Origin of the sequence: Nostoc sp. (assembly GCF_036919615.1) — a bacterium.
Taxonomy (GTDB): Bacteria; Cyanobacteriota; Cyanobacteriia; order Cyanobacteriales; family Nostocaceae; genus Nostoc.
The window spans coordinates 148,702-171,303 of the sequence record NZ_JBALCN010000041.1; the positions used below are offsets into that span (position 1 = coordinate 148,702).

Consider the following 22,602-nt stretch of genomic DNA (forward strand, 5'->3'; position numbering starts at 1 on the left):
CAGAAGAGGGCTAACGCTCTTTTATAACTCTCACGAGATAAAAATCAGAAACTTTTGTTGGTAAAATCACTAAAAAAATGAAAAACCGGGAGAAAAGCCGGTTTTATGCACCCTAAAAAATAAAAACTTCGCACTTGGTTTAATCTAAGTTCTTAAGTTGATGTTTCTGACGAAAGACCCAAGTAATTTTGCACAATCTGCAAGATGCGCTCTGCTGCATGACCATCGCCAAAGGGATTAATTGCATTTGCCATTGCTTGATAAGCATCTGGATCATTGAGTAACTCAGCAGCAGCTGCAAAAATGTTCTCACTTGTAGTGCCTACAAGTTTGGCTGTACCGGCTGCAACAGCCTCCGGTCTTTCTGTGGTGTCTCTCAAAACCAGTACTGGTTTTCCCAAACTGGGGGCTTCTTCCTGCAACCCACCAGAATCAGTGAGCAAAAGATGCGATCGCCCAATTGCTCCCACCAATTCGCCATAATCGAGAGGATCTGTCAAGAAAATTCGGGGATGATTCCCTAAAAGCGCTTGCAACGGGACTCGCACTGTTGGATTGCGGTGCAATGGTAAAAGCATTGCTGTATCAGGAAACTTGTCTAAAATTTGTAAAAACCCCTGAGCGATCGCTAACAGAGGTTCTCCCCAATTCTCCCGACGGTGAACTGTTGCTAACAGAACGCGATATGAATCCCACTCTAAGCCTGGTACATTGCAAACTGCTTGGGTTGCAGCTACATTCAAAAGTGCATCAATTACCGTGTTACCGGTCATGTGAATTTCACCCAAAACACCAGAACGATGCAAGTTTTCCACAGCCCAAGGAGTCGGCGCAAAGTGCAACTGAGTAATTTGAGAAATCAACCGCCGATTAGCTTCTTCTGGGTAAGGATTGAAGATATCATCAGTTCTTAACCCTGCTTCTACGTGACCGACAGGGATTTTTTGATAAAAAGCTGCCAAAGCTGCGGCAAAAGCCGTGGTAGTATCTCCTTGCACCACCACTAAATCTGGCTTTTTCTCCTTGAATAACCCTTCTAACCCTTGTAAACTGCGGCAGGTAATATCATTTAGAGATTGCTGAACCTGCATAATTTCCAAGTCATAATCTGCCTTGATGTTAAACAGCTGCATAACTTGCTCAACCATCTGCCGATGCTGTCCAGTTAGAATTACTTGCGACTCAAAACCTGAAAACTTCTGGAAAACCTGAATCACTGGAGCTAGTTTAATCGCTTCCGGACGAGTACCCAAGATAATACAAACCCGTTTTTGATTAGTCATTTGTCATTTGTCATCTGTAATTTGCCAATGGTTATAGTCAATCGTCTATGATTAATAGTCAATAGTTGGCGGGAAATCATCACACAAATCATAAATATAAAAGGATAAATCACACAAAATATGAAAAAACCCGGTTTAACCGGGCAGATACACTGATTATCAAATTCAACTGTAATGACTACATCTTGATTTGGGAAGTTTAAATCCCAAAAAGCATGAAAAAACCCGGCTTAACCGGGCAGACGCACTGTTTTTTTGTCGAATTCACCTGTAATGACTACATTTTAATCTCACAAGTTAAAGGGCAAGCAGCGTAAACAGTAGTCTGCATTTGGTCTGCCTCTCCATGCAACCAGCTTAACCATTTAACTTCATTAGGATGAACTCCTTTAAGAGTTAACACACCCGCAGCCAATACAACTGCCATGACATTAATCATGATTAAAGCGCCTGCTACAAGCAAAACAGCACTAACAGGCATCACAGATTGCAAGATAATCGACAACAGACATCCAACCGTAGCCATCAAGACAACTAGTGGAAAACCGACAACCAACAAGCATACTGCCAATGTAAAAGTCCATATTAAAAAGCTTTTAATCATCAACAAGGAGTAGGTCTTTCCTTGATTAGAGCTTTGAGCAGAAACCATGACTTTTCCTCCTAAAAATACACAACAAATTTTAATTTCAGTCATATCCCGCTTTTTGCGAGTAAACTGATTCGTTCCTCAGTGAAATTAAGTATATAAAAACTAATCAGAAAAATGAGCATTTGTTTACTAAAGTTTACAGTCAATTTTTTCTAATTATGAATTTAAAATCAAGTTTATATCTATTAAAAAAACTTGTTATCTGCATCTGTCTTGAGGTATATAAGCTCAAAGGTATGAGCTTTTTACCTTGATCCCCAGATATTACTCCTATTCAACTTAACATTTCTTATAACAATTAATAGTGGTTCTCATAATTAATAGATGGGCTGAATAAATGATCTACTAATGTTTGTGCTGTTAATAGCTAGCAATTCGTGTCCATGCCTGGGATAAATTTCTCATTTAAGGACTTAGAATATTTATATTTATGTTAAAGTAATAAAAATTACATAATTGTCTATGTATCTTTGCTGAGGTGTTTTGAGTCATTGGATGTGTTAAACCAGGTTAGATAAGTTAAATAATTTCTCCAAATCTTCTGAGTAGTGAAATCTTAGGAAAAAAAGATACAAATTGAGGTGGATAAAATGGATTGACCGTGGTTCTAGAGTTTCAATCGCCTTCCATCACCGCTGGGGCTTGCACGCAAGCATCCTCCAAAAGTCATCAAAGCTAGTGACTTGACTTCTCGCTAAATCAACTATTTAACTGCCAAATGTGAAGATATATGACAGAATCACAGTCTCCATTAAATTCTAACTCTGCTGCCGGACGTAACCTGCCACCAATGCCGCCACCACCGCCAACCTCTAGTACGCAGCGGCAGATGACACAAACATTGGATATGTCAATCGATAGAAGCACCAACGCGCCTGTTGCTGGTCATCGTCCGGGTAGTCCACCGCCAATACCTACTTCAGCTCGCCCTAAAAACAGCACTCAGCAAATCACTTTAGCGCAGTTAATCAGGGAAGCTTACGATCAGGGATATTCTGACTTGCACTTGGGTGTGGGTGAAGTACCCCGCTTCCGCAGCCGAGGAGAAATTCAATCAACGGATTATCCAGAAATAGATAAAGAAACTTTGATGAATTGGTTGCGGGAGGTGATGAGTGAGGGGGAAATTCAGCGTTTTGAAGAACACTTAGAATTTGACGGAGCAACTCAATATGACTTTGCTCGTGTGCGGATTAATGTTTTTGGCTCTCTCAAGGGGCCAGCAATAGTGTTGCGGTTGATTCCACTGAAAATCTTAACTATGGAACAGTTGAATTTACCGCCAGTTTTTCGGGATATTTGTCATCACCATAAAGGTTTAATTTTAGTGACTGGGCCCACTGGTTCTGGTAAGTCCACCACGATGGCAGCGATGGTTGACTACATCAATAAGGAGATGGCAAAGCATATCATTACTATTGAAGACCCGATAGAATTTGTCCATCAAAGCCGCAAGTCTTTAGTTAAACAGCGGGAAGTGGGAATGCACACCCGGAAATTTGACAATGCTTTGAAAGCAGCTTTACGGGAAGACCCAGATTTAATTCTGGTGGGGGAAATGCGGGATAAGGAAACAGTTAACACCGCCCTAAAAGCCGCTCAGACTGGTCACTTGGTTATGGGAACCCTGCACACCAATAGCGCTGTCAAAACCATTGAGCGGATTCTCAACCTCTACTCTGGTGAAGAACAGGATGCAATGCGGGTAGCAATTTCTGAGTCTTTAGTGTCAGTGATTGCCCAAGGTTTATGCCGCACAACTGACGGGAAGCGGGCTGCTTTCCACGATGTGCTGATAAATACTGAGGCTATTAAAGAATGGATTAAAGACGGTAAGTATGATGAAATTGGCGAGTTGATGAAACAAGCTGGCTTTGACGGCATGATTACGATGAATCAGTCGTTGCTCAATCTCTATCAAGACGGTCGTATCACTGAAGAAACTGCTTTGGAAATGTCACCAACTCCTAACGAAATGGCGCAGTTTCTCCGAGGTCGAGTTTAAGATTGGGGACTGGGGATTAGGGAGATAAGGCAGTAGGGGGAGAATAATTACTGACTACTAGACATCTCTAGAAATTAATGATGCGTCACCTGAAATCCTTGTAGAGACATTATATATAACGTCTCTACATTCATTTTCACTCCTATGACTACTAACTATTGACCAATGCCTTATGCCCAATCTCCAGTATCCAATCCCCAATCCCAAATATCTTTGTGTTCCTGGTTGAGGTTATAGCTAAGGTAAAAGGTAAAAGAGAGAATTTTTTACTTTTAACTTCCTAGCCTCTGTGAATAACTTGACGACAAATAAACTATCTACACCCCAGTTGTTTAAAGGCATTGCGCTATTTACACCTGGAGGAGATTTAATTTACTGCATCGACCCTAGCAAGCAAGGCCGATGGCACTTGCATTTGTGCTCGGCTTTGCAAGAAATCCTAGATTTGCCAGAGCCGCCGCACTTTTTAGTGCCTTGTTATACTGCGACTATTGACCACTGGTTAGATCCGCGCACTCAACAAGTGCGAACTTTTGCTGAAGCTTATCCGGCTGTAATTAGACATCAAGCTTTGCTTAATGCCATTTTTGGCACAGGGGAGTTAGTCTGGCAAGCAGCTCCCTGGCAGGAGGAGTTGTGCGATCGCATGGTGTTAACAACTTATCGTTCTTCATTTGGGCAGCTTTGGGAAGATCACGACTTAATTGTCCGTCTAGACCTTTCTGAACCTGTGCCAAAATACCACCAACCAGTAATAATCCAGAAAAAGGAAGTAATTACACAAGGCTATGTTCTGCGTTTATTTGTTGCAGGACACAGCAGTACTACCGAACGCATTCTCCAAAATTTACACGAATTGTTAGAGCGATCGCTCGGACATCCTTATACTCTGAAAGTGATTGATGTTTTAACTCATCCAGAACAAGCAGAACTCAATCAGGTTTCTGCAACTCCCACCCTTGTCAAGGTTTGGCCTCATCCAATTCGGCGAATCGTTGGAGAGTTGGATCATGTAGAAAAGATTTTACAGATGTTAGCTGCTAACGAAAAATTTTAAGTTTTATAACGATAGCATCATAACTGGGAGTGCATAGGCGTAGACCAACCCAGACATCTCTTTGAAGTTAGCTAGATACAGCTTGGCGTAAAATTGTGGTAATTGTGGGTTAAAAGTGAAACCCTCCAAAGAAGTCTAAGGGTTAGCTTCCGACTATCAGAACTTTGATGGGGACGCAGAGGTTATGTGGCAGTTGTTTGCTGATTTTTTTGGATCGCAATCAACTAAAATCCCTATTAGGGATTGAAACATACATCATGACTCGGTTGCCGAACTCGTCTTGATCGCAATCAACTAAAATCCCTATTAGAGATTGAAACGGATTACGCCGCCGCAGAACAAGAGAGGCCCAACTATGATCGCAATCAACTAAAATCCCTATTAGGGATTGAAACCCATTCAAGAAAGATAAATGATTTAAGAAAGTGGTCACATCGCAATCAACTAAAATCCCTATTAGGGATTGAAACCTTTAAACTTTGCATCTATTACCTTAAGGTTAGTAGCATCGCAATCAACTAAAATCTCTATTAGGGATTGAAACGACATCCAATTCTGCCGTACTTCTTCTTTAACTACGCTTGCTTTATTATTCTTCAATTGATGTTTTTTTGTTCGAGAAACTTGCTAACTCGGATGCTAAAGTATCTTCTAATACATCTATAATTGCATACGGGTCAGTAGGGGACTTCATCGTTTCAGCCTCCGGATCAAAGCGATTTTTGACATTAGGAATATCCTCGCGTAATTCCTCAACCAAACTGATGAGTTTAGCGATTTTCTGCTCAGAGAGCAGGTTGAGTTGAAGACTAAGCTGCGCCCGTTGCTCTGCTAACTTTTCTTGTCGCTCTTGTTTAATCAATACCCCTGTTGTCACCAATAATGAACCCGCAGTCAGTGAAAATTGTAAACAAGGAAATGGAAAAGGATCAAATCTTGGTATGGCTAAACGTCGTGGTAAAATATTCTGTGTTACCCAGATAATAATCCCAAGCAGGATGCTATATAGGAATACAGGACGACCAAAAAAGGCAATTACCGTTTCTACAACCCGCTGGTGTTGTGGTACGTCTTTTTCGTAACGTCTATGCAATGCGATGATAGTCTCAATATTTTTACTGATAGATTCCGGTAATGGGGCAGTGGGGAGAATATTTTGACGATATGTTTGACACGATACTTGCGGTGAATCGCTTGGATTTGATTTATTGTTGGTTTGCATTGCTAGTCTGACTTGATGAATGGGGTAGAACTTCTGATTTCAAATCCTTAATAGCGAAGCTTCCCTGATGGGATACACTATTATGACTGTTGGGGATGGTACTCAATGATTTAAGGTAACTTAAGTAAAATATCTTTGCAACCTGTAAAATTAATTACTAAATTATCGCGTTGCCGTATACGTCCAGTTTTTTGAATATATTCCTGATTTAGGAATTAGCGATCGCGTGGATTGCAATCATCTAAAATTCCTATTAGGGATTGAAACAAGGGATAAAATGCATAAATATAGCAGATTGCAAATTAGTGAAATACAGTGTTTTGGTCTACAAATCAGATAAAAAGCCTTTTTGACTCCTGACTTTTGCTATAATTAGGGACTTTATGGCGATTTCGTTAAACTATAAAAACTGTCAGAACGTATCTGACTGCCATTTCGCCAAATTTCCACTTTTTCAGGGCTGACTAAATAATAAAAACTACCATTATCTGCTCGATATCTGCCTTTACCAATATTCAAAGCTGCTATTTTTATAGGCTTGCTTGGGTCTTGCTTCAACTGCCCAATATAAAATAACTGACCATTTTCTTCACAGACTTTTACACGAATACTTGCAGTCTTACCCTCAATGATGGTAACTCCATTGCATTTAGTATCAGTGCTAACAGGTGCAAAAGATATTGGAATTGGCTGTGAAGGTGAAACTTGCTTTACCACTGGGGGTGTCGAGACTGGGCGGTTCGGGTTATCTGCCTGCTGAACTCTAGAACTAGAGGTAACACTTGCAGTTAAAGATGTCAATAGATGAAGGGGATCAACTGCTATTCGACCATTTGGATGAACTTCAAAGTGTAGATGAGGTGCTGTACTATTGCCTGTAGATCCCATCTCGGCAATAATTTGACCTTGAATGACCTGTTGACCCTTGCTCACCAACAAACGACGATTGTGACCATAAACAGTAGTGCTGCCGTCGAGATGTTTAATAGTTATGGCATTGCCTAATCCCCAATCATCCCAACCTACTTTGATAACTGTACCGGATGCAGCAGCAACAATAGGCGTTCCAGATGCCCCGGCAATATCAATTCCTTCATGTTGATATTTGCGGAAGCCTTGAGAAATAAACCCTTGAGTCGGCCAGATTAAGTTAGAAGCAGGGATAGGAGTTTGCCCAATTGGGGAATCGCCTGCTAACTGTGTTAGGGCAGATGTAGTTGTACTTAATACGACGGTTAAGGACATTAACCCAATTAGTCCATAAGTACGGTATCGATAAACGGTAACTTTTTTCATAAGTTGTAAGCCGATTAAAACAATAATTCAGATAGTTTCTGATTATTTGTTGTTTCAAACTTACTCGGTATATATCAGGAAATTAAATTTTTAAAGTGAGACTGACTTTGTGGGTGCTGTTTAGTGCTTTGAGGACGAGAAACTTTTAGTTTGGTTTGGAGTTGGTGGGGAACTAACTGATAGACCGTTTTATCCATCATGTTGAGTCCCAACTCGGTTTCTAGCCTCTCTAAGACTCTCGCCAAAGACTTTGGAGCTACAAGTGTAATATTTGCCCGTATGCCACCAACCGACGCATCGAATGGCGGCATACGTTTATTGTGATTCTTTCCTTCTGCTCAGTCCTGAGTGTAATTATTGATTACTTTGGCTAAGTCAGGCACTGCTTCTTCTACGTGCTTTTTGGCGGAACCGCGAAGTTTTTCATATGTTCCTCGCACGATTTGGCGCTTTACGTTCTTGACTCTGGCATCGGTGACACCCAGTAGTGTGTCTGCCGTATAAGAGCGATTCGCACTCAGGTGTTCAATTGGATTACCTTTCTCCACGCCTTCACTCCAGATGGGATCAAGTGCCGTGAAGCACTGCGGCAGGATCTGCTCAACGACGTAGGGGATATACCCTGGCTTGACCCCTTTGAGAGCGGCGAAGGCAGTTTTCAAAGCGATGCCGCTTATGCCTGACTTGGATGCAAGCTGTCCCTCTATCATCTTGCAACAGTCATCTACGACCATAGCCTTTTTGGTCGGGTTCAAAAGTCCGTCGCTAAGTCCCATTACACTCTTCCTTATTTAAGTACTTAATTATTCGACTAATTTTTTTAGCAAGCAGGAAATTACAGAAAATCGTATCAGAGTTAGAGGATGTTATGGACTAGAGAATATGGGTAAATCAATTGAAATGAGCGCACAAGCAATCTCAAAGAGTTATTTTCGCGAAAAAACGGGGGCAACTCTACCAGACGCGTAAGGGACAAACCTTTTTAAATTTTGGAACACAAGTTCTATTCAATTTCATTTTCCAAAATTTCAAATCTAAAATTCGGTGATTCCAGACAAATGGCGGGATGTGAATCAAAGATTTAATCCTATCTGGATAGTCGATGGTTCACTTTTGTCAGCAATTGGCTGTGATTTTAGGCACTTATTAATCCCCTAGCCCCCCAATTTATCAGCTACGGTGTACACATAAGTCTGCTAAAGTTACCCCACAAGCTTTTGATCCCCTAATTTATCGGAGGATTTAGGAGGATCTACAATGATTTTAATTTGGTACAGAGATGTATGTACACTGTAGCTTCTTAACCCTCTTTTGTCACTTTCCGGGAGGACGATTGCTAGAAGCCTTATGAGGCAATCAATACAAGCTATACTATTAGAAAAAAATGGGTCTTGTATTTGTTATTAGAAAAGAATCGCGCGATCGCTTGCTATACAAAAGCTCTAGAATTCAAAAATGGCAAATGTTTTCGGAGAGTGACAGAAGAGGGTTAAGAGGGAATCGGCATCAGAGTCCCCCAATTTATCGGGGAGCCACTGCGGGAACATGGGTCTCCCCAAGTAGAGCAAGTGGCATGGATTTAGGGGGATCTAGAACGTTTTGCTACCGACAAAAGGACTTTTCAAACATCCTTTTAGCCGATTCCTATCATCTTGAGAAATCCAAGGAAGAAATATTCCAAAATCAACAGTACCATTGGCTTCTCTAGCTTTTAGTTTATCCAAAGGGAGCAGTTTCATCTAATTATTATTGATGAATTAGCTTTTTTACTAGTGTTACTGATGACGGTATTAAAAAAATTGCATCCGAAACCAGATAAAATTTGCACTTCTCCAGAAATTGAAGCAGTGCCTACTATGGATCTAACAAAGGTTGATTAAGAATTTATGCAAGTTAAAAGAAAACTTCCATTTAGATTCAGCAATGGCTAAGGACAGCCAAAACCCTTGTAGAGACGCGATATATCATGTCTCTACTCTATCAACTACCAGGCAATTTGCGATCGCTCTTGTACAACTCGCTGATACACTTGTTCGGTTTGCTTGGCTAATTTCGGCCAGCTAAAACGTCGCTCTAAATCCTTATAAGCATTATCCACCAGCCATTGCCGATAACCTGGATTTTTCAACACTTCCAAAATTCCCCAAGCTAAAGAATTGGGATTGTTCACCCAAGTAACAATGCCGGTTTTGGTATGTTGTACCACTTCTGGGAAACCACCAGTATCAGAAACTACTACCGGAACACGAGAAGCAAAGCTTTCTAAAGCCACAATTCCAAAAGGTTCGTAAAGACTAGGAAATACTGCACAGTCAGCGACAGTTTGGAATCTATCTAAGTATCTATCAGAGAGAAAACCTGTAAAATAGCAATTATGCCAAATTCCCAAATCCCAGGCTTGGCGCTTGAGATGGTCAGTATTGCCGCCACCAACGATGACAAATTTAACGTTACCTCCTGTTTGGGAAAGGATCTTAGGTGCAGCATTGAGCAATACAGGTACACCCTTTTCATAGGTCATGCGACCAAGATAGTAAACGATTTTCTCATAGTCTGTGGCGAATTGGCGGCGAAAATTTACAGCATGAAAATCTACGTGATGCTGTTTCTTTTCGGCTCGGATACCGTTATAAATGACATCGATTTTGTCCCAAGGACTGTGTAGCGATCGTTCTACTTCTTGGCGCATATAGTTGCTACAAACAATAATCCGCCAAGCGTTGTAAGTTAGCAAGTTTTCTTTGCCATTAATATAGCCTTGGATGTCTGTGTAAATACCGTTATAGCGTCCGTATTCAGTAGCATGAATTGTAGCAATTAGTGGTATTTTAAAATTATGTTTGAGAGCGATCGCAGCATCTCCTACTAACCAATCATGGGCATGAATTAAATCAAAAGATCCTTCCTCTAAAATCAACTTACCACCGTGATGTCCCATACTCAGGTTGAGATTGACTACCCAGTGGAAAAAGTCGTTACTATGTGCCACTGGCACCCGATGCACCTTTACTCCCTCAACTACCTCATACATCGATGCCTGACCAAACTCCGCCGTAATCAGGTGGACTTCATGCCCTAGCTTTACCAGTTCCGGGTACAACTCCGCTACATGCCGTGCAATTCCCCCAACAATCCTTGGTGGAAACTCCCAACTCAGTACCAGTATCTTCATCTATTAGACTCCCCGACACTTTACAAATATCTAAGAAACTACATTTATCTAAAAATACAAGGATGCTGAATGCAGTGAGTATGTTTACTAAAATTTTTAGACTTTTTAACAGTGATTTTGTTAAAGCTTATCAAAGGTTATCAACTGTGGGCTAGGAATATAACACTAGGTCAATTGATTTTGAATTTTGGATTTTGGATTTTGGTGAAGCAGCGTGGTCTTCTCATATTGGGAGAGGCTAGCGCCTTCTCTACGAGAGGCTACACCAACGCAAAGCGTCTGGTAGAGAAGGGGGTTTCCCCCATGAGCGACTGCACCAAGTCGAAGGGATGCACCAACTTTCATTAAATGTAATGTCTGTCAGCCCTAACTCTAGCAACTCTAGGAGACGTTACGCGAACGGGGAAGTCAAAAGTCACTCATTCAAAAGTCACTTGGCGATGCCTGCGGTGAGCTTCTCTTCGAGATGCTGCGCCAAGGCTAACGCACATAATAAAACCATCCCCTCTATTTCACTCACTTATGGCGATCGCAACTCAACTCCAACTAACTTTAGAAGAGTTCCTGAAACTACCAGAAACTGAGCCAGCATCAGATTTTATTAACGGTGAAATTATTCAAAAACCTATGCCCCAAGGTGAACATAGCTTGCTTCAAGCTACTCTTTGTGAAACAATTAATCGCATAGCTAGAAGCCTATAAAATTGCTTACGCTTTGCCCAAACTACGTTGTACCTTTGGTGGCGCTGCGATCGTTCCTGATGTCTCTGTGTTTCGCTGGGATAGAATTCCTAAAACTCCATCTGGCAGAATTATTAATCGCTTTGAAATTCATCCCGACTGGGCAATTGAGATTCTTTCCCCAGACCAAAGGTTAAAAAAAGTATTGAGTAAATTATTGCATTGTTCATGCAATAGTACTGAATTAGGCTGGTTAATCAACCCTGAAGACGAAAGTGTGTTGGGGATTTTTCCGGGACAGCGATTGGAATTATATGAAGGTACTGATAAATTACCCATCCTGGAGGGTATCGAATTGGAACTGACGGTGGAACAAATTTTTGGCTGGTTGAGTTTGACGTAAAAAAGCAAACGCATTTCCTAGAGAAAGTTGCAAAGGATTGTATCTGTCAGTTTATTGTAGAAACTGGGCGGTACAGCCCCAATTCGTGTTTACTACAAAAATTTGTATTGCCGTACTTTTATGGAAAATCAACTAGGATTGGTTCTGAAACTGCTTTTACTCTCGGCTTTGTTTTCGGTATTAATTAAGTATGCAGGGCCAAGTTTATCAATTCCGGCGACAGCAACCAACGCGTTAATTATAGTATTGTTGCCGATTGTGATTATGGCGATCGCGCTACTGTGGCGATTCAAAGCACAGAAACAAAATTAACTCAAACCATTTACGCATAAGTGACTAAAATCGGCTAACCTAGCTTAATTACAAGAAAATTGCATCTCGCCAACCGTTGGGAGTCAGCCTGTGAAACTCGGTCAATGGATCGGCTTAATCGCCATAGTTCTTTCTTTATACATCCTGTGGCAAATTCGGGAAGTGCTTTTGCTAATGTTTGCCGCAGTTGTGTTAGCCACCACCTTAAATCGGCTAGCAAAACGCTTCCAACGCTTAGGCATGAAGCGTGGATTCGCTGTCCTTCTGGCAGTCGCTATCTTTTTTGCCGGAATCGTGGGTTTTTTCTGGCTAATTGTGCCACCTTTTGCCCAGCAGTTTCAAGAACTAACCTATCGGGTTCCCCAAGGGTTTGGACGCTTTAATAGTTGGCTTGACGCCCTGAGAAGCCGCATTCCTACTGAACTGATTTCTTACATCCCAGATTTAAACAGCCTGATCCAACAAGCACAGCCCTTCGTCAATCGGGTATTAGGAAACTCCTTCGCCTTTGTATCTGGCTCCTTGGAAATTGTTCTCAAGGTTTTACTAGTGCTAGTTTTAACAGGAATGACATTAGCCAACCCTGTGGCTTACCGCAAAGTCTTTGTGCGCCTTTTCCCCTCATTTTATCGGCGACGAGTCGAAGGTATTTTAGATCAATGCGAAGTCTCTTTGGGGGGATGGGTAATAGGCGCTCTCATTGCTATGGGTGTAGTAGGGTTGATGAGTGTAGTTGGCTTATCTATTTTGGGTGTAAAAGCAGCACTTGCTTTAGGGGTTTTGGCAGGATTTTTGAACTTAATTCCCAACCTCGGTCCAACGATGAGTGTACTGCCAGCAATGGCGATCGCTCTCTTGGATGAACCTTGGAAAGCGATCGCTGTCTTGATTCTTTACTTTTTTATTCAACAGACTGAAAGTAATTTTATCACGCCCATTGTCATGGCGCATCAAGTCTCATTGCTACCAGCTGTAACCTTAATTTCCCAATTATTTTTCGTGACTTTCTTTGGCTTTTTAGGATTATTTCTAGCACTACCCCTAACTGTCGTCGCTAAAATTTGGGTGCAAGAAGTACTGATTAAAGATGTTTTGGATAAATGGGGGAATAACCATACAAAAGAGACTGAGTTTGTGATGGTTTCTGAATCTCCTGAAGTCGATGATTATTGGACAGCAGAAAGTCCTAATATTAATCGGGAGCGACCGATTGATGATATCTTGCAAAAAGAAGATTAGTCAAAATAATTGATAATTAATAATTCATAATTACAAGACACTCTCTAGGAGACGCTACGCGTAGCTTGCTTCCCCGTTCGCGTAGCGTCCCGTAGGGAAGGGGTACGCGGACTCGCTACCGCTGCGCTATCTGACTTTTCACGGGATGTGGAAAAGGTTATTTTGAGGGTTTCTCAAACCCTAACTTTTACGTTACCTATTTTCATTAACTTAGAGTTATTGAGAATTAGACTGTGGAAAAAGCCACGCTGTTTCGTGGTTTGAGGACTTACCGTGAAAAGTCAGCTGCGCTATCAGTGGTAGCTTTAATGAAATGCTGTACTTAGAGATTACCAAGAAATAAATTATCCAATCTTGTGGAGTGGGCGACACGAGCGCTCGTAACTAAGGGCGGACTTTTCAGTCCAGCTGACAAGAAGAGTTGGATGTTTTTTATTTGTCAGTCCCTTAGTCTAAGGTTTGTCTGAGAGAATCGATTCTGCTGCTATATCTTTTAAGCCGATGCTGCTTAATAAATTCTGCCACTCTGCTTGCAGTGCTGCATCTTGAGGATTTTTCTGACGCAGTTGAGCCAGTGTCATCAGTGCCTCGTACCATATGCCGTTTTGGGCATAGATAGCATAGCGCTTTAGAGGCTCTGCCGTTTGTAGCTCTTTGACTGCGGCTGGATTCAGTTCAACTCGTTTTATTACCCCGTTGACGAAAGTTGGGGGAGAATCCTTTTGCTTGTCACAGTCAATGGTGAAAAACCAGCGATATTGTTTGTCTAGTGTCAGGGCGGGAGCAGTGGTAGGCAGAGAAACGCGGATGACTCCTGCTTTATCTGGTAGAGCGATCGCTTTTCGGTAAATATCGTTAGAGTCCTGATCTTGCAGCACAAATTCAACTTCATAAGGCAAATTTTTGGTATATGGCACATAGAAAAACCAACTTGGGCGTTCTACCGTTGTTTTTCCCCAAACATTAATCACTGAATTAGGTTGCTTAGTAAAGGCCACTAAAGCAGTCAGGTCAGGTTTAGTAAGTGGACATCCACCGCGCTTTGCTCCACCACGAACACGACCTCCAGGAGGGGGGCCAGGTGGAAGTGAGGGTTGATTAAAGGTTGTGGCTTGAGCAAAGGTCGTTTTAGTATTAGAGCGTAGGTGTAGCCCGCCGTAGGCATCGCTAAGTGAAGAACTAAGAGTTGGTTTTGCAAGGACTGGAGTCAGGCTAACTAGTAAACTGGTGCAGCTAAAAGCTACTACTACAAACAGTTTTATCGGTTGTGAATTTGACTTCATAAAAACCTTCCCTTAAGTATGTAAACCTTGTAGATTTATCTGCTGGTTATCCAAAAATTTCATAAAAAATCTTTCCCTATTCCCTATTCGCCACCCAAACTTTTGTTTTTGAATTATAAATTGACATCAAGGCAACCGTAGCTACCAACGACAAAGCCGAAGGTATAAACGGCACCCAAGCACCCGAAATTAATAGACTAAAGCAAATTATACATATAACACTGAAGGTAATACTGATTGCCAATGCCAACCAACGAAATGAAAGCTTTCGCCAAGCTAGGACTCCCCCTACCAAAGACCACCCCCAAATCCAGACCACCTCAACCCATAGTGACCAAACCCGCAGCAACGGCCGCCCATCCTGGACAGCACTGAGGATCTGGCTGACCATATGCGCTTGTACCAACACTCCTGGCATTTGCTCATCCGAGTTTACTCCGTAAGGTGTACGCCAGGTGTCTAGAGAATCCTCCTTTGCCGTCACACCAATCAAAATAATTCGATCTTTGATAGCAGTAGGGTTAACCGGGCTAGATAAAAATTGTGTTAGCTTTATCTGCTCGGCTATCTGTTTTGAAGAACGGTAGTTGAGTAAGATTTGACCGCCATTGGTATCAATATTTTGATAGCCGCCAGTGCTAGACTTCAGATTTGAAAAAATAGTCTTACCCAGCTGCAAATTCCCTTGAGGGGTCAACTTTGGTTGAATTCCTAAAGGTCTCAGATAGCGAAAAGCCAGTTCTACACTGAATGCATAGGGAGCAAGACACAACGATGTAGGCTCTGGGTTCATGAACAGGAGATGCCGACGCATAACTCCATCACGATCTTCAATAAAGTCGCTGAATCCTAGATTTGTTGTGGGGATTTCTGGTGGTGGCTTTTTACCTCGTATATTTACTGTGCCATCGCTCCCCTTACATACGCCAATCAAGTTCTGAGTTTTTTGGAGACGAGTAATTAAATCTGGTTGTGTGGCTTTAAAATCACGATAGAGATCCAAGCCGATCACGCGGGGTTGGTATTGATTCAGTTTTGCCAGTAGTTTATTGAGAGATTTTTCGGAAATAGAAACTCCGATCAAGGGATCGCCATTTTGTTTTTGAGTTGCCAAATCATCATCATCAATTGTAATTACCAGCAGTCGGGGATCAAGTCCTTCTGCGGGGCGCGATCGCATCATTTGGTCAAAGGCTAGCATCTCTGGACTTTCCATTAATCCTAGCCATCTCACTCCACAAACCAAGGCTGTAATCGCCAAACTCGATAACAAGGTTATCGTAAATCTGCGTTTGTGAGAGTAAGCTAAATTCGGTATATCTTCAGTTTTTATAGACCTTAATTCATCCCAAGTGGGTGGTATCTGGGCTGGATTTTGGCAAATCATTGGTAGCCAAGTTGCACAGGGAAATCGATCCTCAAGTCCTTGCAATCGTTCCCGTGCTTGGCGGACTGCTTGATATAAAGACTTCCCATTGGCAAAGCCTTGGAGAAAATACTGTAAAAACTCCTTAGCAACCTGGTCTGGAACCGGTTCGCGCATGACGATCATTTGAGGAATTTGCAAATCAGCTAATTCTCGCGCCAATCCCAATCCATCACAGGAGTTGAATATAGCTAGTTGCAAACCGTTTTCAATGGCTTTCCTAAGAGCGTACTTTAACTCGCCAATGGTAAGGCTATCAGTTTTATTCAGGTAAATTCGTCCGCTTTCTCCATTTTTGTTACTGGAACTGTGCCCAGCAAAGAAGAGAATATCCCAGTTTTTTCCCCAGAGATGGTCAGTCAATTCCTTACGTTGTGGTTCTACCAGAAAGCTGACGTCTGCATTAGCACACTGTTGTAGTAAAGCTAAATCAGCCTGAGTGTCAATCCCCTGACTATTGCCCACAATTGCTAAAATGTTGACTAATTTATTTGGAGTGCGTGGCTTGTGAATGCGATCGTAGGATGGTGAAGAAAGGGCGATTTCAGCCTTGGGGTAGCGTTCTAACAAATCCCATAGATGCCAGGGTAATAGTTGCAATTGGCTATTTTCTGTTTGCAGAATCACCCGCACTTCTTCCGTGGACGACAATCTTTCTAACCATTTTTCCCTCAAAGGGCGAAACTCCTCTGCTCGCAGCCAGGTATTAAAGCGTGCCCGCAAAATATGGGAAGTGTTTTCGCAGTCTTGAATCATCGATACATTCGTCACCTGCATTTGGTCAGCATGGAGGCGATAACGATTGCCTATCTGCCGATAACTAGACTGCCAATGACTATAATAGAGCGGCATTTCAGGGAATGAAGGTAGCTTCCCCGTGATTTCTGTTGTAGCACGCTCGTGTTCTTCACCAATTTGGAGAGTAACAGCAAACCCCTGCTCAAAACTACCCTCTCCGAATTTTAGAACCACTAACTTGCCCATGACTGCTACTATCTCCCTGTGTAAAATCATGCCCTGTTCTAATGTCTCATAACAAGCTCCACAAGCTTTTACAGACTTTTTGAAAAATCTCCAAAAGTCGGCTTGAATTTTTCACTTTTAATTTTTAATTAACCAATTACCACTTAATAAATTACCAACAAAGAGGGAAGATAGCTATATGTTTCAAATCCGAAAATATTCGGTAATGCTAATATCATTGATAGCTACCCTAACGCTAAATTGCTCTGTAGGTTCACCGCGAAACTGCAACTGAATATAATTGTCTAATTTTCTCGATTGAGCGTCTAGAAATACTGCTCCCGAACTATCTAGAACGGTTAGATGAACTCCTAGGGGCAAGTAGATTAGATTCCCAGTAGCGTGCAATTGGAGATGAATACTGGTTTGTTGATCCTTATCGGGGCTGATTTCCACAATCAACATCACAGGTTGGTTAAGAATTTGGATACCCAAATCAATCAGTTTTGCACGTTTAGTAATTGATTCTGGTCGGTTGAGGGTATTTAGTTCCAAAGTTTCAGTACTGCGAAAGGCATAAGTTGGTCTGAGTTCCGGCACGTTCCACAGAGATTCAATAGTCTGCCAACCTGTCTCAAATATACCAGCAAACCATTGACTTAAATTCACCAGTGAACTAACTGGGCATTGGCGCAGTTGACCCAGGTGGTCGATAAATGCTTCCAATGGTTGCAGTTGTTCTAAAGGCAGTGTTTCAGTTGCTACACTAGGGATAAAACCAAGTAGCCTCGCTTCTTGGAGCGATTCATCAAATTGAACTACTAAATAACCTACCCGCTCTTCCCAGGTTTCTGGAGGAATGGAACATATCTGCTGATGCAGATGGACAGGGCGACACTCCAGACGACCAACTGAGGGCACCTCTAAGTCAGCTACATTCTCACAAAGGCGCATGATCGGGTTCCAGCTGTCACTAGCTTGGAGATCAGTAGGAATATCCATCATTTCCAAGTAGTCATTCACCACCCACACAGCCAGCGTATTCAGCCGGACTTGTTCTGCTTTTTCAGGATTTGGCTGCTGGTTAGCAAATTGCTGGGCAGTTATGCGAGCTGTTTGGGAAATCGGCAATGTTAAAGCGAAATCGTTTAGCTGATAGGTGGAGTTATTCATAGGTCAATCACTATTAATCAATGCTGCTATATACATATCACCCGCATTCACTAAATTTATGCCACAAAATAGAGAATGATTATTGGAAAATTGGGGATTGGCGACTAACACTCTCAGTACTCCCAAATCTGACCATGTACCCAAATCTTCATCAGCCAATGTAACTTGATAGTACCCACACTTTAAGCGATGTTTACAACGGGCTGTGACGCGATTTAGTGCTGGGAGATGTCAGCCCCTTCTCTGCGAGACGCTCTTGCGCTCGGGGAAGTTAAAAGTCACTCATTCAAACATTTTGAACCCCATAAATAAATTTAGGGGCTTGTATCCCTTTTTTGACTTTTGACTTTTGACTTTTGACTTTGAGCAAAGCGAGTGGTCACAACCAATTGCCAATCAACACATAGGCAGACCAAAAGCTTGGTGCGTTGTAGTTAGGATGTTGCAGCAGTTGTAGCTGGGCACGGTGGACAGCTTCGGCTTTGGTGATTTTGCCACTCTTGAGTTCTTGATAGAAGGCACTAACAAACATTGCCGTCGATTCATCATCAATCTGCCACAGGGAGGCTATGGTACTGCGTGCCCCAGCTCGGACAGCTGCTCCAGCAAGACCTAGTGCTGCACGGCTGTCTCCTGCTGCTGTCTGGCAAGCACTCAAAACTAATAACTCTACTATAGTTTTACTCTGACTGCGGAAGAGAGTATCAAAATCCTTAACATTGATCTGACCATCGTAATCCAAAATAAAAGTGTCTTCAACGCGGGAACTAAACTGACCGTGGGTTGCTAAATGCACTATGTTGAATGAAGCAGCACCAATTTCACTCTCTAAATTCTTTTTCTTAAAATCTCTATCTAGTAGGCTAGTTGTCGAGATTCCTGCTTTGCTAATGCCGTCGAATTCAGATTTGATCGCAAGCAACGGTGCAAAGGAAAAACCTGGTGGCGGCTGAGTTAGTCCTGCGGTTAGCGCTCTTAGCTGCTGTTTTACCAGCGGTTTAGGGTCGAAGAGTTGTAGACCCACGCTCAGAGCAATTGCATATTTCTCTACCAAGTATTGCTTACCATCATAGAGAGCTGCCATTGGTAAATTGCGTAACGGGCCATCCAGGACAAACACTAGGGTATCTACTTTACTTTTTTGTAATTGTGCCTCAATCGGTTTGAGCAGCCAGTTGTAAACTTGGTGCGAGTTGGTTTGGACGGCTTTGGTAGCGGTGGGATTGACAAGATTTTTTCGCAGTTTTACTAAGAGTTCCTCTACTTCTGTGTGGGAAATCTGAGTGGTATAGCTTTGCAGAGGTTGTTTGGGAATTTTGACAATTACCTGGAGTTCTTTTTCAAGAATAATCGGATAGAGGATGGCAGCCGTGGGATTATCTTGATCTACCACTTGATCAAGGGCTACTCTCTTACCTTGCAGGCAAGCTTCTCGGAAGAAATCGTCCAATTCTGCTAGTTGGAGTGCTTCAATCCGCTGGCGTGCTTTCTCTAATATTTTTTCATCTGGTTTTCCTTGTTGGGATTTCAGCAGTAACCCTACTGACTGTCGGTAGACGGGTTCTACGCTGTCCCGGAAGTTGAATTGCACATCTTGGTTCACTACGTCTTTATTGACTACTAAATCTCTGCGGAGAGACTGGAGAGTGTCCACAGCAGCATCATATGCTGCGATCGCACCATTAATATCTTTTTGTGCCCAGAGCAATCTACCTAACTGCCACTGCAAGGTATAGGTAATTTCTGGTGCATTGTTGCTCTGTGCCAAAGCTAATCCTTGCCGGGTCAGGTCTTGCGCCTCTGACCACTGTCTGGTTTCTTCGTACAAGCCGCCTAAACTCTTCAGAGCATAGGCCTCTGCCCGCTTATCCCCTAAACTGCGGGATTGCTGGATGGCGCTGGCGAGTAATACTGCTGAGTCTTTTGTGCTAAATCCTAAGTAGTAATTATGACTTGATGCTTGCAATATACCACTCTTGACTTTTGCTAGACTTTGTGAAAAGTTAACCTGAGCGTAAATACTAGCACGGCTAAGGGGGAGTTGGTCGAGTTGGGACTCAATTAACGGCAAGAGAGTTTGAACCTTTGCCCATTGTTGATCTTCAATGAGTAGTCCCAGGTGATTCAGTTGCGCTTGGACTTTTGTCAGGGGTGAGGGAGATGCTGCAACTGTTTGTTGATAATAGGCGATCGCCTTTAGTCTGTCCTGTTGTTTTCGGGCATTATTCCCCAAGCTGAACAGACTAGCCCCAATATCAGCGCTTGATTGCAGATTTCGAGCAATCATCAGACTTTCTTCTAGCGTCTGCTGTGACTTTTCCAAATTGCCCACTACCAAAAGGGCATCACCGAGCGATCGCAAACTCACTGTCTTTTCTATGGAGTCTGGTTGAGATTTTAACGTCTCACTGACCTGTTCGAGTGTTTTGACAGCTCGAGGGTAAAATCCTTGGGTTCGCCACGCCTGTGCTTGATTGATTAGTGATCGCACCACGCCGCTTTTATTATCTGCTTGCCTGTAAATTTCTTCCGTCCGTCGCCAAGTTTCTAAAGCCGCCTCGGCGTGTCCCATTGTCAGTTGGAGACGACCTTGAATATCCAGTGATTGGGCAAATATTTGCAGATTTTGGTCTTCATTTTGTCCTCTGAGCAAATTTAAGCTCTCTGTAATTGCCTGCTGTGCCAGAATCCATTCACCAAGTTGCTGGTAAGCTAGGGAAAGATTACTCAGTGTCGCTGCCAGTCTGAGACTCTCTCCCCGCTGCTTATATACTTGGACAGCCTGTTGTAACACTTTTACCGCCTCGGCAAAGCTTCCAGCATTGTATAAAACTTTGCCTTGTTGTAGTAATGAGGCGGGGTCAGTGGCCACAGCCAGCGACGTCAGATTGTTAATTGGTAGTTGGGATGAGGAATTAATTGAGCCAGGAGCTTTTGCCAGCACGGGTGAACTAAGAATGCATAGCAAAGCCATCAAGAAGTACAAAAGCAAATGTAAAAAGTGAGCCAGGGTAGTTTTCTTCCAACGCCAAGCAGCGTCTCCTTGGCGCAGCCTCTCGTAGAGAAGAGTTGGGGAGCCACTGCGTCTCCTTGGCGCAGCCTCTCGTAGAGAAGAGTTGGGGAGCCACTGCGTTGCGTATTTTCCTGCCATTGTAGCAACTGCCTTCAAGTCGCGTGAGACGCTAAAGGCGATGGGAAACCACTGGCGAACTCCGAAGGGGTAAAAAATCTTGCCTTTTGCACGCCAGTTACCACAACTGAGGAAAAATACGCAACGCCCTGGTTGCTTTTGCTTTTTAACTTTTACAGAATTTGCGTCAAAAATCCTAGTTGTTTTAGTCATAAGGATGACAAGAGGTAAGTGATAACCAGGAACGCACAGGATTAACTGTAAGTGTTTGGGCTACCAGGTAATATTACCATTCGCATCCATTACTCATCTCTAAGTTTTCACAATCTTATTTATCATGGTTTAGATGAGATTTTACTGTCTAAATCTCTACTTACCCCATTCATGACAGTTTCAGATGAAATTAATTTTGTCAATAGTAGTTACGCTGTAAATTAACGTAGTTCGTGGGTATCTAATTAAATATTATACGGTCTTTGAGGGTAGAATTAAGTGGTGCTTTTTTTAATGACGCGATGCCTGTTTTGGGCGTAGCCATCGCTAACCCCAAAATTATGTTTTCCACCCTCATTTTTGACACAATTTTAAACAATATTACTTATTGATAAAAATATTTACCGTCATTGCGTAGATTCGCTAGCAGCTTCCCGCAGGGTGTTTTTTTATGATGATGAACATTTACAGTAGTTTTCGTTTGTTTAGACCACAATTTCTTGTAGGGACAACCAAATTATTTATAGCAATTGCCATAACAGCTGCTCATAAATTTCAAGTAGAAATGAAGAGTATTCATTTAGATGGGAGTTGAATGTATGTATATGGTGAATACAACAGACTTGTCTATCTTCCCAATAACAATGAGGTCTGATTGGGCGATTAAATCATCAAGTCCATCAATAGGAATGATTGAACCAGGAAGACGCTTAACTAACAAACCTTTGATTGTTTCCACTTTTTGGGAAGAAACTTGATGAACTTGAGGTTTTGTCCCTGCAATTGGCTTAGAACAGGCTTGCAATGAAGTCACGCTAGTTAACCCCGATAAGACAGGAATGAGAATAAGAGCAATTAAAGAATGTTTCTTCATGGTTGATTTAGAGACCCCATTTAGCTTGCAAATTCGCTTTGTCATAGCTTTGTGTCCCAAGAGCTTGCCAACCTTGGCGCATTACTGCGTTAACACCTGATGCTGTAACATGTGCCATTGATAACGAGTGTCCGAATTTAATACTTAGATTATTTTGCCAAAGCTTTAGAAAGTAAGAAAACGAGTCACATGCAATTTATGCAATACAGTGAATAAGG

General features: G+C 42.3%; 18 protein-coding genes and 1 pseudogene. 5 read left to right on the plus strand and 14 right to left on the minus strand.

The window, feature by feature from the left end; genetic code table 11:
• Positions 1–152 precede the first annotated feature (152 nt).
• Together wecB and V7K48_RS13310 are read right to left on the minus strand one after the other, a co-directional pair.
• Positions 153–1,283: a non-hydrolyzing UDP-N-acetylglucosamine 2-epimerase gene (gene wecB / locus V7K48_RS13305; protein ID WP_335073099.1), complete on the minus strand. Its 1,131-nt coding sequence runs from the start codon at positions 1,281–1,283 to the stop codon at positions 153–155.
• A 277-nt stretch (positions 1,284–1,560) separates the two neighbouring features.
• Complete coding sequence (locus tag V7K48_RS13310; protein WP_335073101.1) at positions 1,561–1,935, minus strand: hypothetical protein; 375 nt, start codon at positions 1,933–1,935, stop codon at positions 1,561–1,563.
• A gap of 730 nt (positions 1,936–2,665) precedes the next feature.
• On the opposite strand from V7K48_RS13310, the gene V7K48_RS13315 reads away from it, so the two are divergent.
• Both V7K48_RS13315 and V7K48_RS13320 read left to right on the plus strand, forming a co-directional pair.
• Positions 2,666–3,940 (plus strand): type IV pilus twitching motility protein PilT, encoded by a 1,275-nt coding sequence (locus V7K48_RS13315; protein WP_335073103.1) that lies wholly within the window; start codon positions 2,666–2,668, stop codon positions 3,938–3,940.
• Between the two features lie 289 nt (positions 3,941–4,229).
• Positions 4,230–4,997, plus strand: a complete 768-nt coding sequence (locus tag V7K48_RS13320; RefSeq protein WP_335073105.1) for a circadian clock KaiB family protein — start codon at positions 4,230–4,232, stop codon at positions 4,995–4,997.
• Positions 4,998–5,586: 589 nt separating this feature from the next.
• On the opposite strand, the gene V7K48_RS13325 is transcribed toward V7K48_RS13320, so the two are convergent.
• The 6 genes from V7K48_RS13325 to V7K48_RS13350 form a co-directional block, all read right to left on the minus strand.
• On the minus strand, positions 5,587–6,219 hold the full coding sequence (locus V7K48_RS13325; RefSeq protein ID WP_335073107.1) for a DUF1003 domain-containing protein: 633 nt from the start codon (positions 6,217–6,219) through the stop codon (positions 5,587–5,589).
• A 381-nt stretch (positions 6,220–6,600) separates the two neighbouring features.
• On the minus strand, positions 6,601–7,515 hold the full coding sequence (locus V7K48_RS13330; protein ID WP_335073109.1) for a M23 family metallopeptidase: 915 nt from the start codon (positions 7,513–7,515) through the stop codon (positions 6,601–6,603).
• 74 nt (positions 7,516–7,589) lie between these two features.
• Positions 7,590–7,826: a hypothetical protein gene (locus V7K48_RS13335; protein ID WP_335073111.1), complete on the minus strand. Its 237-nt coding sequence runs from the start codon at positions 7,824–7,826 to the stop codon at positions 7,590–7,592.
• Positions 7,827–7,853: 27 nt separating this feature from the next.
• On the minus strand, positions 7,854–8,291 hold the full coding sequence (locus V7K48_RS13340) for a DUF6918 family protein (RefSeq protein ID WP_334974546.1): 438 nt from the start codon (positions 8,289–8,291) through the stop codon (positions 7,854–7,856).
• A gap of 813 nt (positions 8,292–9,104) precedes the next feature.
• Complete coding sequence (locus V7K48_RS13345; protein WP_335073113.1) at positions 9,105–9,254, minus strand: hypothetical protein; 150 nt, start codon at positions 9,252–9,254, stop codon at positions 9,105–9,107.
• A gap of 245 nt (positions 9,255–9,499) precedes the next feature.
• A complete protein-coding gene (locus V7K48_RS13350; protein WP_335073115.1) occupies positions 9,500–10,687 on the minus strand; it encodes a glycosyltransferase family 4 protein in 1,188 nt (395 codons plus the stop codon).
• A gap of 522 nt (positions 10,688–11,209) precedes the next feature.
• On the opposite strand from V7K48_RS13350, the pseudogene V7K48_RS13355 reads away from it, so the two are divergent.
• From V7K48_RS13355 to V7K48_RS13365, 3 genes and pseudogenes are all read left to right on the plus strand, one after another.
• Positions 11,210–11,771, plus strand: a pseudogene (locus V7K48_RS13355) (Uma2 family endonuclease).
• Between the two features lie 120 nt (positions 11,772–11,891).
• The gene (locus V7K48_RS13360) at positions 11,892–12,083 is read left to right on the plus strand and encodes a hypothetical protein (protein ID WP_335073117.1); all 192 of its coding nucleotides are present in this window, start codon (positions 11,892–11,894) and stop codon (positions 12,081–12,083) included.
• 90 nt (positions 12,084–12,173) lie between these two features.
• Positions 12,174–13,322 carry an AI-2E family transporter gene (locus V7K48_RS13365; protein ID WP_335073119.1) on the plus strand — a complete coding sequence of 383 codons (1,149 nt, stop codon included), beginning with the start codon at positions 12,174–12,176 and terminating at the stop codon, positions 13,320–13,322.
• 452 nt (positions 13,323–13,774) lie between these two features.
• Here the strand turns inward: V7K48_RS13365 and V7K48_RS13370 are convergent, their stop codons facing one another.
• The 6 genes from V7K48_RS13370 to V7K48_RS13395 all read right to left on the minus strand — a co-directional run bounded on the left by V7K48_RS13370 (position 13,775) and on the right by V7K48_RS13395 (position 22,429).
• Positions 13,775–14,605, minus strand: coding sequence for a DUF928 domain-containing protein (locus V7K48_RS13370; protein ID WP_335073121.1), 831 nt, complete (start codon positions 14,603–14,605; stop codon positions 13,775–13,777).
• Positions 14,606–14,681: 76 nt separating this feature from the next.
• Positions 14,682–17,015, minus strand: a complete 2,334-nt coding sequence (locus tag V7K48_RS13375; protein WP_335073245.1) for a CHASE2 domain-containing protein — start codon at positions 17,013–17,015, stop codon at positions 14,682–14,684.
• A 183-nt stretch (positions 17,016–17,198) separates the two neighbouring features.
• Positions 17,199–18,167, minus strand: coding sequence for a DUF1822 family protein (locus V7K48_RS13380; protein WP_335073123.1), 969 nt, complete (start codon positions 18,165–18,167; stop codon positions 17,199–17,201).
• A 3-nt stretch (positions 18,168–18,170) separates the two neighbouring features.
• Positions 18,171–18,326, minus strand: coding sequence for a hypothetical protein (locus tag V7K48_RS13385; RefSeq protein ID WP_335073125.1), 156 nt, complete (start codon positions 18,324–18,326; stop codon positions 18,171–18,173).
• A gap of 220 nt (positions 18,327–18,546) precedes the next feature.
• On the minus strand, positions 18,547–21,516 hold the full coding sequence (locus V7K48_RS13390) for a CHAT domain-containing protein (RefSeq protein WP_442949437.1): 2,970 nt from the start codon (positions 21,514–21,516) through the stop codon (positions 18,547–18,549).
• A gap of 574 nt (positions 21,517–22,090) precedes the next feature.
• On the minus strand, positions 22,091–22,429 hold the full coding sequence (locus tag V7K48_RS13395; RefSeq protein ID WP_335073127.1) for a hypothetical protein: 339 nt from the start codon (positions 22,427–22,429) through the stop codon (positions 22,091–22,093).
• Positions 22,430–22,602: the final 173 nt, after the last annotated feature.

Bases quoted from the DNA above. Each gene is read 5' to 3' on its own strand.
- wecB (WP_335073099.1), bottom strand. From the start codon at position 1,283: ATGACTAATCAAAAACGGGTTTGTATTATCTTGGGTACTCGTCCGGAA.
- V7K48_RS13310 (WP_335073101.1), bottom strand. From the start codon at position 1,935: ATGGTTTCTGCTCAAAGCTCTAATCAAGGAAAGACCTACTCCTTGTTG.
- V7K48_RS13315 (WP_335073103.1), top strand. From the start codon at position 2,666: ATGACAGAATCACAGTCTCCATTAAATTCTAACTCTGCTGCCGGACGT.
- V7K48_RS13325 (WP_335073107.1), bottom strand. From the start codon at position 6,219: ATGCAAACCAACAATAAATCAAATCCAAGCGATTCACCGCAAGTATCG.
- V7K48_RS13330 (WP_335073109.1), bottom strand. From the start codon at position 7,515: ATGAAAAAAGTTACCGTTTATCGATACCGTACTTATGGACTAATTGGG.
- V7K48_RS13335 (WP_335073111.1), bottom strand. From the start codon at position 7,826: ATGCCGCCATTCGATGCGTCGGTTGGTGGCATACGGGCAAATATTACA.
- V7K48_RS13340 (WP_334974546.1), bottom strand. From the start codon at position 8,291: ATGGGACTTAGCGACGGACTTTTGAACCCGACCAAAAAGGCTATGGTC.
- V7K48_RS13345 (WP_335073113.1), bottom strand. From the start codon at position 9,254: ATGAAACTGCTCCCTTTGGATAAACTAAAAGCTAGAGAAGCCAATGGT.
- V7K48_RS13350 (WP_335073115.1), bottom strand. From the start codon at position 10,687: ATGAAGATACTGGTACTGAGTTGGGAGTTTCCACCAAGGATTGTTGGG.
- V7K48_RS13360 (WP_335073117.1), top strand. From the start codon at position 11,892: ATGGAAAATCAACTAGGATTGGTTCTGAAACTGCTTTTACTCTCGGCT.
- V7K48_RS13370 (WP_335073121.1), bottom strand. From the start codon at position 14,605: ATGAAGTCAAATTCACAACCGATAAAACTGTTTGTAGTAGTAGCTTTT.
- V7K48_RS13375 (WP_335073245.1), bottom strand. From the start codon at position 17,015: ATGGGCAAGTTAGTGGTTCTAAAATTCGGAGAGGGTAGTTTTGAGCAG.
- V7K48_RS13380 (WP_335073123.1), bottom strand. From the start codon at position 18,167: ATGAATAACTCCACCTATCAGCTAAACGATTTCGCTTTAACATTGCCG.
- V7K48_RS13395 (WP_335073127.1), bottom strand. From the start codon at position 22,429: ATGACAAAGCGAATTTGCAAGCTAAATGGGGTCTCTAAATCAACCATG.